Annotated in this window: 11 protein-coding genes; 5 read left to right on the top strand and 6 right to left on the bottom strand. The window is 71.5% G+C overall.

Annotation, left to right across the window (positions count from 1 at the left end):
* Positions 1–49 precede the first annotated feature (49 nt).
* Positions 50–682 (top strand): hypothetical protein, encoded by a 633-nt coding sequence (locus tag AB0G15_RS36600; protein ID WP_362849163.1) that lies wholly within the window; start codon positions 50–52, stop codon positions 680–682.
* A 91-nt stretch (positions 683–773) separates the two neighbouring features.
* Here AB0G15_RS36600 and AB0G15_RS36595 read toward each other — a convergent pair whose 3' ends face one another.
* The 4 genes from AB0G15_RS36595 to AB0G15_RS36580 all read right to left on the bottom strand — a co-directional run bounded on the left by AB0G15_RS36595 (position 774) and on the right by AB0G15_RS36580 (position 8467).
* On the bottom strand, positions 774–1931 hold the full coding sequence (locus AB0G15_RS36595) for a hypothetical protein (protein WP_362849160.1): 1158 nt from the start codon (positions 1929–1931) through the stop codon (positions 774–776).
* Positions 1932–2092: 161 nt separating this feature from the next.
* Positions 2093–4363, bottom strand: a complete 2271-nt coding sequence (locus AB0G15_RS36590) for a heavy metal translocating P-type ATPase (protein WP_362849157.1) — start codon at positions 4361–4363, stop codon at positions 2093–2095.
* A gap of 301 nt (positions 4364–4664) precedes the next feature.
* Positions 4665–5693 (bottom strand): hypothetical protein, encoded by a 1029-nt coding sequence (locus AB0G15_RS36585; RefSeq protein ID WP_362849155.1) that lies wholly within the window; start codon positions 5691–5693, stop codon positions 4665–4667.
* 314 nt (positions 5694–6007) lie between these two features.
* Positions 6008–8467: an FAD-dependent oxidoreductase gene (locus AB0G15_RS36580; protein WP_362849152.1), complete on the bottom strand. Its 2460-nt coding sequence runs from the start codon at positions 8465–8467 to the stop codon at positions 6008–6010.
* A gap of 75 nt (positions 8468–8542) precedes the next feature.
* Between AB0G15_RS36580 and AB0G15_RS36575 the strand changes: the two genes are divergently transcribed.
* Both AB0G15_RS36575 and AB0G15_RS36570 read left to right on the top strand, forming a co-directional pair.
* The gene (locus AB0G15_RS36575) at positions 8543–9496 is read left to right on the top strand and encodes a phosphotransferase (RefSeq protein ID WP_362849150.1); all 954 of its coding nucleotides are present in this window, start codon (positions 8543–8545) and stop codon (positions 9494–9496) included.
* A complete protein-coding gene (locus tag AB0G15_RS36570) occupies positions 9493–11073 on the top strand; it encodes an amino acid permease (RefSeq protein ID WP_362849147.1) in 1581 nt (526 codons plus the stop codon). The genes AB0G15_RS36575 and AB0G15_RS36570 overlap by 4 nt, the downstream gene beginning before the upstream one ends.
* Before the next feature lie 71 nt (positions 11074–11144).
* Here the strand turns inward: AB0G15_RS36570 and lipB are convergent, their stop codons facing one another.
* Both lipB and AB0G15_RS36560 read right to left on the bottom strand, forming a co-directional pair.
* The gene (lipB, locus tag AB0G15_RS36565; RefSeq protein ID WP_362678023.1) at positions 11145–11783 is read right to left on the bottom strand and encodes a lipoyl(octanoyl) transferase LipB; all 639 of its coding nucleotides are present in this window, start codon (positions 11781–11783) and stop codon (positions 11145–11147) included.
* A 63-nt stretch (positions 11784–11846) separates the two neighbouring features.
* A complete protein-coding gene (locus AB0G15_RS36560) occupies positions 11847–12032 on the bottom strand; it encodes a PspC domain-containing protein (RefSeq protein ID WP_344743060.1) in 186 nt (61 codons plus the stop codon).
* A gap of 215 nt (positions 12033–12247) precedes the next feature.
* On the opposite strand from AB0G15_RS36560, the gene AB0G15_RS36555 reads away from it, so the two are divergent.
* Both AB0G15_RS36555 and AB0G15_RS36550 read left to right on the top strand, forming a co-directional pair.
* Positions 12248–13813, top strand: coding sequence for a M28 family metallopeptidase (locus AB0G15_RS36555; RefSeq protein ID WP_362849144.1), 1566 nt, complete (start codon positions 12248–12250; stop codon positions 13811–13813).
* Between the two features lie 97 nt (positions 13814–13910).
* Positions 13911–15004: M28 family metallopeptidase (locus AB0G15_RS36550; RefSeq protein ID WP_362849141.1), on the top strand; the 1094-nt coding region annotated here is incomplete at its 3' end.

Genomic DNA, 15004 nt, shown 5'->3' with positions numbered 1-15004 from the left:
GTCCGACCTCCTCAGATTCGCGTCTTGTGGGGAGACGTGGATCTGGCTGATGCGACACGTGACAGACAACGGCGGGCCCGCCCTGGACGACCGCGGCCCGATCATCGAGGCTCCGGCGGTGCTGTTCGAGGTCACCGGCCTGGCCTGGGACGACCCGGTGCTGAAATGCTACGGCGACGCCGGGAAGATCCCGCTGTACTCCAGCAAGTTCAGCGAGCGGTCGGTCGTCCCACCGTTCAAGTACAGCTACGGAGGGCGGCTCCGCCAGTTCCTCGGTGTCGACCAGCTCGGCTGGATCGCCGACGTGCTGCGCGCCAAGCCGTACACCAAGAGTGGCTGGATCTCGCTCACCGCTCCCGGCGAGCCCTTCGACGCGGTGCCGTGCCTGACCAGCCTGGCCTTCAGGCTTCGTGCCGGGCGGCTGGTCATGACCGCCGCCTTCCGGTCGCAGAACGTGTTCACCTCCTACCTGAACTACGTACCGCTGCGCGGCATCCAGAGCGAGGTCGCGAACGGCCTCATGGTGGGCTGCGGATCGATGAGGGTCTTCGTCGACGTGCCTCACATCTACACCGCGGACGAGGCGACGGTCGGGGAGATCCTCCAGCTGGCGGAACGTGACGGGCCCGGCGCGGGAGACCCCGTACCGGACCCTGATCATCGGCCCTGCCCCATCCCCTGACCGGGCGGAGCGCCGGCGCGACGGCCGGCCGCCTCCCGGCCTCCACGGTTCCGGGCGCGAGAGGATCGCGCGTTCCGGACGTTCGAGGAGATCACGATGACCGGCCGGCACGGCGGGGGGAGACCCTCGCCCCGGCCTCGGCGAGCATTCCGGCCAGCTCGGAGTGCCCGCCGAGCACGGCCAGCTCGTAGGGCGTACGGCCCTCGAAGATCGGGTGGCCGGTGCCGGGACCGTCGAGGCCCGCGCCGTGCTCGATCAGGAGCCTCAGGCGCCGGGGCCGCCGCCTGGCGACCGAGGCGAGCACCTCGTCCTGGAGCATCTGCTCCGGTGTCGCGTGCGCGGGACCGAGGCGCCGGTGCCACGGCCCGCCGTCCCCCCGGCCGAGACCGTACTCGAAGAGCAGCTCCAGGTGCTCGGTGTCGTCGGACCCGAACCCGCAGAGCCCCCGGTTGTAGAGGGTCTGGCTGTCGTTGGGATCGGCTCCCGCCTCCAGCAGGAGCCTGGCCAGCTCGGCGGAGCGCGGGTGCGGCGGCTCGCCGCGCTCGCCGCCGCCGAAGGCCCCGGTGAGCGCGGTGAACGGCGAGGGCAACCCCTCCCACAGGTAGCCCGCGTCCGGGTCGGCACCGTGTTCGAGCAGCAGCCGGGCGGTCCGCGGCGCGTCGCCGCCCTCGACCCGCGAGTACGCCAGGTAGAGCAACGGCTCCCACCGGTACGGCCCGCCCTCGGCCCGCGCCTGGGCCGGGTCGGCCGCCAGCGTCGCCGCCATCGCCTCCGCCTGACCGGTCGCGGCCATGGTGTGGACGCTCGCGACCGCGAGTCCCGGGTCCAGGGCCAGCGCCCGCGCCGCCTCGCGGCGGCGCGACGGGTCGTCGTTCCCGTACGGCAGGCAGGCCAGCCGGAGGAACTCCGCGACCGGGTCCGCGCTCCGGGGTACCAGGTGGGGTGAGCGGGAGTGCCGGGCGAGGACGTCGAGGTGGGCGCGGAGCCGGGGCCAGCTCGCGAAGCCGTACGCCCTCGCGACCGTCAGCTGGGCGTCGGCCAGCGTGAACCCCTCCGGCGAGCGCGGGTCTCCCCCGGCCGGCGGTGGTCCGGCGGGCCGCGCCCGGAGACCGGGGAACGGGCGGGGGTGGAACTCGGCGACCAGCTCCAGCGCGGCGGCGTCGGCGTCGCGGACCGCCCTCTTGAGGCGCTTGGCCTGGTTCCTCAGGTGTTCGAGGCTGGGATTGTCGGGAAGACGGCGAACAGGCACGGATGCCTCCCTTTCGTCACGCCCGACGTCCGCGCGATCGGGCCGAAAAGGAGGTTGGCCGATGAGCAGTGTGGTGCTCAGGTGGGCTCTGCCCTTCCCGCGGACCGGGTGCGCCCTGCCGCGCGGACTCCACCATAACGCCCGCGCCGCGAGGGCGCCCCTCACCTGAAGCGGCGCAACCGCAGGCTGTTGCTGACCACGAACACCGAGGAGAGCGCCATCGCGCCCCCGGCGATCATCGGGGTGAGCAGCCCCAGAGCGGCCAGCGGGATGGCGGCGACGTTGTAGGCGAAGGCCCAGAACAGGTTGCCCCTGATGGTGCGCAGCGTGCGGCGGGACAGCCTGATCGCGTCGGCGGCCACCCGCAGGTCGCCCCGTACCAGGGTGAGGTCGGAGGCCTCGATCGCGACGTCGGTGCCGGTGCCCATCGCCATGCCGAGGTCGGCCTGGGCGAGGGCGACGGCGTCGTTGACCCCGTCGCCGATCATGGCCACGGTCCGGCCCTCGGACTGGAGCCGCTTGACGACCTCCACCTTGTCGGCGGGCAGCACGTCGGCGATCACGTCCTCGATGCCGACGGCCCCGGCGACCGTGCGGGCCACCGTCTCGTTGTCGCCGGTCAGCAGGACCGGGCGCAGGCCGAGCGCGCGCAGCGCGGCGACCGCCTCGGCCGAGGTGGGCTTGATCTCGTCGGCGACGGTGAGCACCGCGCGGGCCTTCCCGTCCCAGCCGACCGCGACGGCCGTCTCCCCGCGCGCCTGTGCCCGCTCCAGCTCCTCCTCCAGCTCGGGCGGCAGGTGCTGCGACCGGTCGGCGAGCAGCTGGGGCCGCCCGACGAGCACGGCGTGCCCGTCGACGACGCCCTGGACGCCGAGTCCCTCGACGTTCGCGAAGTCCTCGACCTGGGCGGTGGAGTCCGCCGCGCGGGCGACCGCGCGGGCGACGGGGTGCTCGGAGGCGCCCTCCAGCGCCCCGGCCAGCCGGAGCACCTCCTCGCGCTCCTCGCCGGCGGCGGGGAAGACGTCCTTGAGGGTCATCGTGCCCGACGTCACGGTGCCGGTCTTGTCCAGGACGACGGTGTCGATGCCGTGGGTCGACTCCAGCGCCTCCGGCCCCTTGATCAGGATGCCCAGCTGGGCGCCCCGGCCGGTGCCGACCATCAGCGCGGTCGGCGTGGCGAGGCCCAGGGCGCAGGGGCAGGCGATGATCAGTACCGCCACGGCGGCGGTGAAGGCCGCGGCGGCGCCGGAGCCGGTACCGAGCCAGAAGCCGAGGGTGGCCACGGACAGCGCGATCACGATCGGCACGAACACCGCGGAGATCCGGTCGGCCAGCCGCTGCACGGCGGCCTTGCCGTTCTGCGCGTCCTCCACCAGCCTGGCCATCTGGGCGAGCTGGGTGTCCGAGCCGACCCGGGTGGCCCTCACCACGAGGCGCCCACCGGCGTTCACGGTGGCGCCGGCCACCGCGTCACCCGGCCGCACCTCGACGGGGACCGACTCGCCGGTCAGCATGGACGCGTCCACGGCCGAGGACCCCTCCTCGACCATGCCGTCCGTCGCGATCTTCTCCCCCGGCCGTACGACGAAGAGGTCGCCCGCCGTGAGCCTGCCGACCGGGACGACCTCCCCGGAGGCCAGCGTGACGTCCTTGGCGCCCATCGACAGCAGCGCGCGGAGCGCGGCACCGGCGCGCCGCTTGGAGCGGGCCTCGAAGTAGCGGCCCGCGAGGATGAAGGTGACCACCCCGGCGGCGGCCTCGAAGTAGATGTTCCCCGAGCCGTCGCCCCCGGACAGGGTGAACTCGAAGCCGTGCCGCATGCCCGGCATGCCCGCAGTACCGAAGAACAGCGCCCAGAGCGACCAGGAGAAGGCGGCGATCGTCCCCAGCGAGACCAGCGTGTCCATGGTCGCGGCGCCGTGCCGCAGGTTGGTCCAGGCCGCCCGGTGGAAGGGCCACCCGCCGTAGACCACGACGGGACCGGCCAGGGCGAGGGAGAGCCACTGCCAGTGGTCGAACTGCAACGCCGGGATCATCGCCATCGCGACGACCGGCACCGACAGCACGGCCGAGGTGATCAGGCGCTGCCTGAGGGGAGCGAGCCCGGCACGCTCCCCCTCCCTGTCCTCCTCGCCCGTCCCGTCCCGCTCGGCGGACGCCGGCGGGGCGGGCGGTTCAGCGGTGTATCCGGCCTTCTCCACCTCCGCGACCAGATCTTCGGGGGTGACACCGGCGGGGTAGGCTACCTTCGCCTTCTCGGTGGCGTAGTTGACGGTCGCGGTCACGCCGTCCAGCTTGTTGAGCTTGCGCTCGATGCGGGCCGCGCAGGAGGCACAGGTCATGCCGCCGATGGCGAGCTCGATCTCGCCGCGGGCGGGCGCTTCGCCGGTGGTCGTGGACGTCACGGCCTCTCCTCGTACCTTCTCTGTCATCGTTCGCGGCTCTGTCGTGCGCGGCCCGGCCCCGGTCCGACGGGTCGTCGTGCGCGGCCCTGCCCCGGTCCGACGGGTCGTCGTGCGCGGCCCTGCCCCGGTCCGACGGGTCGTCGTGCGCGGCCCTGCCCCGGTTCGAGGACCGGAGCCGGTATCGGCCGGCCGGTCGGGGCCGGGAACCTCGCCGCCGCCCGGGAGCGGGCCCGTCCATCGACCCGGCACGGGTCGCCGTCCCCGCGATGGGCGTGTCCAGGCATGTCTCTCTCCTCGCTATCAGAACACCTAACCCCTACGGGGTATTTCACGGCTGGTGGCTGTGCCCGTGACCGTCCCCGGACGGCGCCGTGGCCCCGCCGCCCTCGGGATCCGGGCTCGTGGCGGCGGTGAACACGGCGGTACGCACGGTCCCGGCGTGCTTGAAGTCCAGGTAGAGACCATAGGTTCCCGCGCTGGGCACCTCGGCGTAGAAGGTGATGTCCGGGCCGGGCGCGCTGCGCCCGTCACCGGGCGCGCCGTCGGGGTGCACGTGCAGGTAGGCCAGGTCGCCGTCGCGCAGCGCGACCAGGTGCCCGTACGCGGCCAGGTAGGGCTGCAGGTCGGTGACCGGCTCGCCGTCCTTGGCGATCGAGAGCGTGAGCATGCTCGTACGGCCGGGAATGAGGTCTCCCGCCAGGGTGACGGTGTAGTCGCCCACCTTGGCGGTCTCGGCCGGGACCGCGGGCGGCTCGGGCCGGTAGTCGCCGGCCACCGACAGGTCCATGCCGAGCGTCAGGGGCTGCGCCCCCTCGGGGGCGAAGTCGGCGAACGCGCGGTACTCCCCGGCGTCGGGGAGTTCGAGCGGGACCGACCACACCCCGCCGCCCAGCTGGGTGGGATGCAGGTGCTGGAAGCCCGTCAGGTCGCGGCGGACCACGATGAAGTGCAGCTTCTTGTCGTGCTGGGTGGTGAACCCGGTGACGGGGGAGCCGCCGGGGCCGATCACCGTGAAGCGGAAGTCGGTCCGCTCGCCCGCCTTGACCTCGTCGGTCTCCGGCATGAGCATGTATCCGCCCTGGGAGACCTGGAGCCCCGCGGGAACGGCCGGCGCCTTCGCGGCCGCCGTCCCGTGCCCGGTCTCCTGCCCGGCCTCCTGATGGCCGCCGTGGTCCGCACCCGCCCCGGCGTCCCGGCCCGCGCCCCGCTCGACACCGGTGCCGACGCCGGGAGAGCTCTCGGCCGCCGCGCCTCCCACCGGCCCGACCGGCCCGGCCAGCCGGCCCGCCCCCAGGGCTCCGCCGAACACCACGGCCAGCCCCAGCGCGTACGCGCCCACCTTGATCGCGCCGTTCATCTCGACCACTCCTCCTCAATACCCACTGGGGGTATCCGCTCGCTCGGCAACAGTGCCACATCACCACCTTTTCAGCAACCCCCGGGGGGTATACCTGACGCCGGTCTCCAGATCACAGGATGGCCCATACGCAGGTCCATGACGGGACCTATGGGAAATCAGGGACGGGGGCCGGTCTGTCGCCACCGGGCCCGCGAAGGACCGCGTGACCTTCGTGGCGCGCCCGGCCCCCGGCCGTGCCGGGCGGGGGAGAGCCCCCGCCCGGCCCGTACGGCGTCCCCGGAGATCCGGCGGAGCCGCGCCCGCCGGGACGGTCAGGACGGCAGGCGCCGGACGCGTTCCGAGGACGGGTCGTAGAGGGGTTCCGCGGTGACGACGGCGCCCGTCCAGGTGCCGGTGACTCCGACCTCCACGCGGTCGCCGGGGGCGGTTTCCCCGGGCAGGTAGGCGTAGGCGATCGAGCGGTCGACACGGTGGCCGTACCCGCCGCTGGTCACCCGCGAGGCGGGCAGGCCGCCAGCGCGGACCGGCTCCCCGCCGAGGCAGACCTGGCGGGGGTCGTCCAGGACCAGGCAGAACAGACGCCGCGCGGACGCTCCGGCACCCGCGCCGGCGCCGGCCTCCAGGGCCGCGCGGCCGAGGAAGTCCTTGTCGCGGGCGACCGCGAAGCCCAGGCCGGCCTCGTGGGGGGTGGTCTCCGGGGTGATGTCCATGCCCCAGACGCGGTACCCCTTCTCCAGGCGCATCGAGTCGATCGCGCGGTAGCCGGCCGGGCGCATGCCGTGCGGCGCTCCCGCCTCCGTGAGCGTGTCCCACAGCGTCAGCCCGTACTCCGACGGGCAGTACAGCTCCCAGCCGAACTCGCCGACGAACGTCACCCGCTGGGCCAGCACCGGGACGTTCCCGACGCTGATCTCCCTGGCCTTCATGTAGCCGAAGGTGAGGTCGTCGCCGGAGACGGAACCGAGGATGTCGAGCGCTCTCGGACCCCACAGGCAGTAGCAGGCGTGCGCCGAGGTGACGTCGCGGACGTCGAGACCCCGGCCGCGCAGCCAGGCGGCGTCGTGGACGCCGAAGGCGGTGCCGGTGACCAGGCGGAAGCGGTCCTCCGCCAGGCGGGTGACGGTCAGGTCGGCCTCGATGCCACCGCGCTCGTTGAGGAGCTGGGTGTAGACGATCGAACCCACCGGCCGGTCGAGCTGCCCGGCGCACGCCCGCTGCAGCCCCTCCAGGGCCCCGGGCCCCGACACCTCCAGCTTGGAGAACGAGGTCTGGTCGAAGAGACCGGCGGCGTCGCGGGTGGCCAGGCACTCCTCGCGCACGGCGGGCGACCAGATCCGGCCCGCCCAGCCGTCCGGGCGGGGGCTCCGGCCGTCCACCTGGCCGTCCGGGGGAAGGTCCCGGCCGGGCTCGTACCAGTTGACCCGTTCCCAGCCGGACTTCTCGCCGAACGCCGCTCCCAGCTCCACGTGCCGTACCCAGGCCGGGGAGCGGCGGAGCGGCCGGGCGGCGGTGCGCTCCTCGCCGGGGTAGACGATGTCGTAGTACTTCGAGTACGAGTCCAGGGCCTTGGCCCGGGTCCACGACGCGGAGCGGGCATGGGCCCCGAAGCGCCGCAGATCCATCCCGAACATGTCGTACTCGGGCGAGCCATCCACGATCCACTCGGCCATGACCTTGCCCACGCCTCCGGCCGCGGCCAGGCCGTGGACGCAGAAGCCGGCCGCCGCCCACAGCCCGCGGACCGGGGTCTCGCCGAGGAGGAACTCGCCGTCGGGGGTGAACGCCTCGGGGCCGTGCACGACCTTCGTGATCTCGGTACGGCCCAGCTCGGGAACCCGCCGCACCGCCGATTCCCACGATTCCCGAAATTTCGGCATATCCGGGGGAAAGACGGTTCGCGGCTCGTCCAATGGGGCGACCGTGTCCCAGATTTCTGGATCGCGAATATAACCGCCCACCAGAATCCCGCCGTTTTCTTCCCGGAAATAGACAATGTTGTCCGGGTCCCGCACCGTGGGCATGGACGACGGAACCCCGAATGATTCGGTGGTGACATATTGGTGCTTGATCGGCACGACCGGAATATCGACACCGGCCAGCCGTCCGACCCGCCCGCTGGCCGCGCCCGCCGCGACGACCACGGTCTCCGCCTGGACCGACCACTCCTCGAAATCGGCGGAACCCGCGGCCCCCGACGCGAGCCGTACCCCGGTGATCGCGCCTTTCGCCACGTCGAGTCCCGTCACGCGGGTCCCGGTGTGAATGCGCACGCCCAGCTTCCGCGCCCCGGCCGCCAGCGCCCTGGCCAGCAGCGCCGGGTCCAGCCAGCCGTCCCCGGGCAGCCACAGCGCGGCCCGCACGTCGTCGGCGTGCAGCAGCGGGAGCATCTCCCTGGCCTCGGCGCCGGAGACGACCTCCAGGCCCAGGCCGTAGGTCTCCCCGGCCCCGGCCAGCCGCAGCGACTCCTCCACCCGCTCGGGCGTGGTCGCCAGGCGGAGGCCGCCCACCCCGCGCCAGCCCGGATCCAGCCCGGTGAGCTCGGCCAGCTCGGGGTAGAGACCGGCCGAATACATGATCATCTTGGTCTGGGTGACCGTGGAGCGGAGCTGGCCCACGAATCCGGCCGAGTGCCAGGTGGTCCCCTCGGTGAGTTCGTGCTGCTCGACGAGGATCACCTCGGTCCAGCCGAGCCTCGCCAGGTGGTAGGCGACGCTGCAACCGGCCACCCCGCCGCCGATCACGACGGCCCGCGCGGAACTGGGAAGTTTCAAGGCGCGCAACCCCTCTGTAACACCTAGTCCACAGAATTGGATCAATGGTATGAAGGTAGGCCAAAGGAGGGCGGCATGCCAGATCCTCTAGCGGACGTCCGTAAATGGGCTGACCAGCCCGTGACCGAGACTCTGATCAAGGGTGGGCTCAGCCACCGGATCTCCCGGCTCACCACGGCCGACGGGCAGCGATGGCTGCTGCGCGTGCTGGATCCCCGGGTCTCGGAGGCCGGCCTGGGCATACCGCTCGACCAGGAGATCGCCAACACGCTCCACGCGGCGGACGCGGGAGTCGGCCCCCGGGTGTTGCACCGGCTGCCGGGCGCGCTGGTCCTGGAGTATCTCGACGGCGCCACCCTGGACGCCCACGCCGTACGGACGATTCCGGGCCCCATCGCGGCTACCTGCCGCCGGCTGCACGCCGGACCCAGGTTCGTCAACGACTTCTCCATCTTCCGCAAGCTCGAGGAGTTCCTCGCCCTCTGCCGTACCCACGAACTGAGCACACCCGACGGCTACGAGGACCGTCTTCCCGCGGCGGCGGAGATCGAACGGGCGCTGGCCGCCGATCCGCTGCCCACGGTGCCGTGCCACAACGACCTGCTGCCGGAGAACTTCATCCGCTGCGGCACCGAGGTCAGGATCGTCGACTACCAGCTCTCCGGGAACAACGACCCGGCCTTCGAGCTCGGCGACATCGCGGCCGAGGCGGACTACGACCCCGACCTGACCGCCCGGCTGGCCCACGCCTACTTCGGCACCGACGACCGGCGCCTCACCTCCAGGGTGCGGCTCAACCTGATCATGTCCAACCTCACCTGGACGCTCTGGTTCGCCGTGCACCACGGGCTGCTCAAGGAGCAGGCGGCCGACGCCGACTTCGACTACGAGGCGGAGGCGGCCGACAAGTTCTCGCAAGCCGTACAAGACCTGGACGACCCGGGGTTCGGACGGCTCGTCGACGACGTCCGGGGCGCGAGCGCCGGATCCCCCCACCCCCCGCACCACCACGCAAGGAGGCTTGAGTGACCAAGCCAACACCGGTCGGCTCCGTCGACGAGGACGCGAAGCGCCTCGCGGAACTCGGTTACAAGCAGGAGCTCTCCAGAACCTGGAGCGGCTTCTCCAACTTCGCCATCTCCTTCTCGATCATCTCCATCCTGGCCGGCTGCTTCACCACGTTCGGCCAGGCCTGGAACAACGGTGGCCCCGTCGCCATCGCGTGGGGGTGGCCGCTGATCTCGATCTTCATCCTGATCATCGGGCTGTGCATGTCGGAACTGGTCTCGGCCTATCCGACCGCCGGCGGCATCTACTGGTGGGCCGCGAAGATGGGCAGGCCGATCCACGGCTGGTTCACCGGGTGGTTCAACCTCATCGGCCTGATCGCCGTGACGGCCTCGGTCGACTACGGCTGCGCGACCTTCCTGAACATCACCCTCAGCCGGTTCTTCGCCGGCTGGGACCCCAGCCTGACCAACGCGTTCATCCTGTTCGCGGTCATCCTCGTGCTGCACGCCCTGATCAACATCTTCAGCCACCGGCTGATCTCGACGCTGCAGAACGTCTCGGTGTGGTGGCACGTGTTCGGCGCGGCGGTGGTCGTGCTGATCCTGGTCTTCGGCCCCGACTCGCACCAGTCGATGTCGTTCGTCTTCACCGAGACGATCAACAACTCCGGCTTCTCCGACTCCTCGTACTGGTTCTACGTGCTGCCGCTCGGCTTCCTGCTGACCCAGTACACGATCACCGGTTTCGACGCGTGCGCGCACGTGTCGGAGGAGACCCAGGGCGCCTCCACCGCCGCCGCCAGAGGACTGTGGCAGTCGATCTTCTACTCGGCGATCGGCGGCTGGATCCTGCTGCTCGCCTTCCTGTTCGCGGCCACCGACGTGGACGCGGTCAACGAGGCGGGCGGCTTCGTCGGCGCCATCTTCGACAGCGCGCTCCCCGGCAACCTGGCCACGGCGATCTTCGCGATCTCCACCGTCGGCCAGTTCTTCTGCGGGATGAGCTGCGTGACCTCGATGTCCCGGATGACCTACGCCTTCTCCCGGGACGGCGCCATCCCCGGCTGGCGCCTGTGGTCGAGGGTGGACGCCAACCGGACCCCCGTCAACGCGATCGTCTTCGGCTGCGCGGCCGCGCTCGTCCTCACCCTGCCCGCGTTGTACGAGGCCCCCGGCGGCCTGCCGCTGGCCTTCTACGCGGTCGTGTCGGTGGCGGTCATCGGCCTCTACATCGCCTTCGCGATCCCGATCTGGCTCCGGCTGCGGATGGGCGACCGGTTCGAGCCGGGGCCCTGGACGCTGGGGCCGAAGTACAAGGTCATGTGCTGGATCGCCATCGTCGAGATCTTCATCGTCTCGATCTACTTCATCATGCCGCTGGTCCCGGCCGCCGTGCCGTTCAGCGACGACTTCACCTGGACCGCGGTCAACTACGCGCCGATCGTGGTCGGTGTGATGGTGCTGGCCGTGGGCCTGTGGTGGACGCTGTCGGCGAAGCACTGGTTCACCGGCCCGCGCCGTACGGTCGACATGGCCGAGGCGTTCGACCCGGCCGGCACGGCCGCCGACCCGGCCGGCAAGGAGCCGATCGGCTGACCTCGGCCCCGGGATCCCAGAGGGCACCCGAGAGCACGAGGTGACCGGTCCGCTCCCCGGGACCGGGCCGGTCAGCTCGCCTCGAAGGCCTCCGCCACCGCCGCGCGGACCCGGTCCATGGCCGCGGCGGCGGGGGCCTCCCGCCCCATGGAGGTCATGTCGACGTCGGGCATGCCACAGGCCACCGCCCACCCCCACGGGGTCAGGTCGCCGTCGACGTTGAGGGCGAACCCGTGGCTGGTGACGCCGCGGCTCTGCCGCATGCCGATCGAGACGATCTTGCGTCCCGTCTCGGTCGTCCACACGCCGGTCAGCAGTTCCGAACCCGGCGGGGTGTCGCGGCGCTCGGCCGGGACGCCCAGCGCGCCGAGCGCGCCGACGAGCCTCAGCTCGACCTCGCGGACGTAGTCGACGATCCCCTCGTCCTCGCCGAGCTTGACGACCAGGTAGCCGACCAGCTGGCCGGGACCGTGGTAGGTGAGCTGCCCGCCACGACCCGTGCTCACGACCGGGATGCCGTGAGCGGGGTCGGGCAGGTGCTGCTCAGGGGTTCGCCTGCCCACGGTGTACACCTGCGGGTGGCTGAGCAGCCAGAGCGTGTCGGGGCGCTCGTCGCGCTGCCGCTGACCGACCAGGTCGGTCATCCGCTCCATTGCCTTCTCGTAGTCGACCAGGTCGTCCTGGACCAGGGACAGTGGGCGTTGCCTCATGCCCCCAGCCTATTTTCATCGGCGCGCTTCTCCGGCCCGGGGGCCGGAGCACCGGCCCGCGGCCTAGTAGCGGACCGCCGGCGCCTTGGGGACGAAGATCCACATGAGCACGTAGGCGACCCACAGGGGTCCGGGGATGAGCGAGAGCAACAGCCAGAACACCCGGACAAGGGTGGGCGGCATGTTGAGGGTCTCCGCGATCCCGCCGCAGACTCCGGCGATTATCTTGTGGTTTCTCGAACGGTGCACGATACCTCTCCCCGAATCGGTGTTCTTCGTCTCTTCAAACGAACGACCGGAACTCACCCGTTCCCGGGACATCCCTGAGAAAACCCTGTCAGGGTCGGCTTGATAACTTTTCGTGCACCTGAGCCTCGGCGCATCTAGGCGAAACCAGGTGATCACGGTACGTTCCGCCATGTACGTAATAGGGGATCCCCCTCCGTTCCACCCCGAGGAGCGCTATGCGCCTGAGGTTACGACGCAGCATGGTCCAGGCCGCCACCCTGGTCACGGCCCTCGCTCTCCCCCTCGCCTTCACCGTCCCGGCGAGCGCGACCACCGCGACCACCACGTCCCCCGGCGTCACCGACGTCCTCGCCAACGTGTTCGCGACGCAGATCAAGGGCAGCAACGTCAAGAAGCACCTGGACAGGTTCCAGCAGATCGCGACCGCCAACGGCGGCAACCGCGCCGCGGGCACGCCCGGCTACGACGCCTCCCTCGCCTACGTGCAGGACAAGCTGCGCAAGGCCGGGTACAAGACCTCCACGACCGACGTCGAGTTCCCCCTGGGCTGGGAGGAGGCGAGCCCCTCCGTCCTGGAGCAGACGGCCCCCGAGGCGAAGACGTACGCCAACCCGGCCGACTTCGTGACCGTGGTCTCCTCCGGCGGAGGCGACGTCACCGCGCAGGTGCAGGTCGTCGACGCCGTCATCCCGCCGGCGCCGACCCCGAACACCTCGACGGCGGGTTGTGAGACCTCCGACTTCGCCGGGTTCGTCCCTGGCCGGATCGCGCTGATCCAGCGCGGCACCTGCCCGTTCATCGACAAGGCCACCAACGCCAAGGCGGCCGGCGCGGCCGGTGTGATCTTCTTCAACGAGGGCCAGCCCGGCCGTACCGACCCGCTCGTCTTCGACATCATCGAGTGGCGCTTCGGCTTCCCCATCGTGATGGCGAGCACGGCCGTCGGCCTTGACCTGGCCGACAGCCCGAACACCACCGTCCACCTGAAGGTCGACGCCGAGACCACGGTCGGCCGTACCAAGAACCTGATCGCCGACACCCGCTGGGGCAAGTCCGGCGAGATCGTCGCGGTCGGCGCCCACCTGGACAGCGTGCCCGAGGGCGCCGGCATCAACGACAACGGCTCCGGCAGCGCCGCCGTCCTGGAGACCGCGCTGAAGCTGGCCCACGTGCCGACCAAGTACAAGGTGCGCTTCGCCTGGTGGGGCGCGGAGGAGCTGGGCCTGCTCGGCTCCGACCAGTACGTCGCGGGCCTGTCGCAGGCCGAGAAGGACAAGATCAGGCTCTACCTGAACTTCGACATGATCGCCTCGCCGAACGACGGCACCTTCCTGTACGACGGTGACGACTCCGACGCCGAGGGCGCCCCCGCGGGCCCGGCCGGATCGCCGGAGATCGAGAAGCGCCTCGAGGCGTTCTACGCCAAGCGCAACCTGCCGTTCGAGGGCACCGACTTCACCGGCCGCTCCGACTACGGCGCGTTCATCGCCAACGGCATCCCCGCCGGCGGCATCTTCACCGGCGCCGAGGGCATCAAGACGCCCGAGCAGGCCGCCAAGTTCGGCGGGACCGCGGGCATCGCCTACGACCCCTGCTACCACTCCGCCTGCGACGGCATCGACAACATCAACGCCGCCGCGCTCGAGCGCAACTCCAAGGCCGTGGGCTACGCCACCGCGTTCTTCGCCTACGACCTGACCGGCATTCCCGACCGCAACGCCGCGGCGGCCAAGTCCGCGGCGAGGACCGCGGCGGCCCACGAGGGCACCGCCGCCCGCTAGGGACCGGCTCCGCAAGCGCACCACCACGCTGTACGGCGCGCACCCGTGACGGGTGCGCGCCGCTCGGGGGACCCACACACCCTCAAACCCGAGGAGCATGATGCGCAGTCTGTGGACCATGGGCATGGCGGCGATCCTGGCCATCCCGCTGGCGTTCACCGCACCGTCGGCGTCGGCCGCCGTCCCACCGGACATCTCGCTGACCGCCGTGAAGGCACACCTCACCCAGCTCCAGTCCATCGCCACCGCCAACGGCGGCAACCGCGCCCACGGCCGCCCCGGCTACCTGGCCTCGGCCAACTACATCAGGGGCCTGCTGGACGGCGCGGGATTCACCACCTCCCTGCAGTCGTTCACCTACAACGGCGCGACCGGCTACAACGTCATCGCCGACTGGCCGGGCGGCGACCCGAACGACATCCTGATGGTCGGCGCCCACCTCGACAGCGTGACCGCGGGGCCGGGCATCAACGACAACGGCTCCGGCAGCGCCGCCATCCTGGAGACCGCCCTGGAGGTCTCCCGCCAGTCGCTGGCACCCACCAAGCACCTCCGCTTCGCCTGGTGGGGCGCCGAGGAGCTGGGCCTGCGCGGCTCCCAGTACTACGTGAACAACCTCCCGTCCTCCGAGCGGGCCAAGGTCAAGGGCTACTACAACTTCGACATGGTCGGCTCGCCCAACGCCGGGTACTTCGTCTACGACGGCGACAACTCCGACGGCGTCGGCTCGGGCCCCGGCCCGGCGGGTTCGGCGCAGCTGGAGTCGACGCTCCAGGCGTACTTCACCTCGATCGGCGTGGCCACCCGGGGCACCGACTTCGACGGCCGCTCCGACTACGGGCCGTTCATCGCCGTCGGCATCCCCGCGGGCGGCACCTTCACCGGCGCCGAGGGCGTCAAGTCCAGCGCCCAGGCCACCCTGTGGGGCGGTACGGCGGGGCAGGCGTTCGATCCCTGCTACCACCGGGCGTGCGACACCATCGGCAACATCAGCGACACCGCGCTGAACCGCAACGCCGACGCCATCGCCTACGCGGTGTGGACGACCGCGACCGCCGTACCTCCGACGGTCGTCTGGCAGGACACCTTCGAGACCGCGACCGGCTGGACGACCAACCCGTCCGGCACCGACACCGCCACCTCCGGCCTGTGGGAGCGCGGCGACCCCGAGGCCACCACCTCCAGCGGCGC

It is taken from the genome of Streptosporangium sp. NPDC023825, assembly GCF_040639575.1.
Lineage (GTDB): Bacteria > Actinomycetota > Actinomycetes > Streptosporangiales > Streptosporangiaceae > Streptosporangium.
This window is presented reverse-complemented; position numbering and strand designations above follow the sequence as displayed.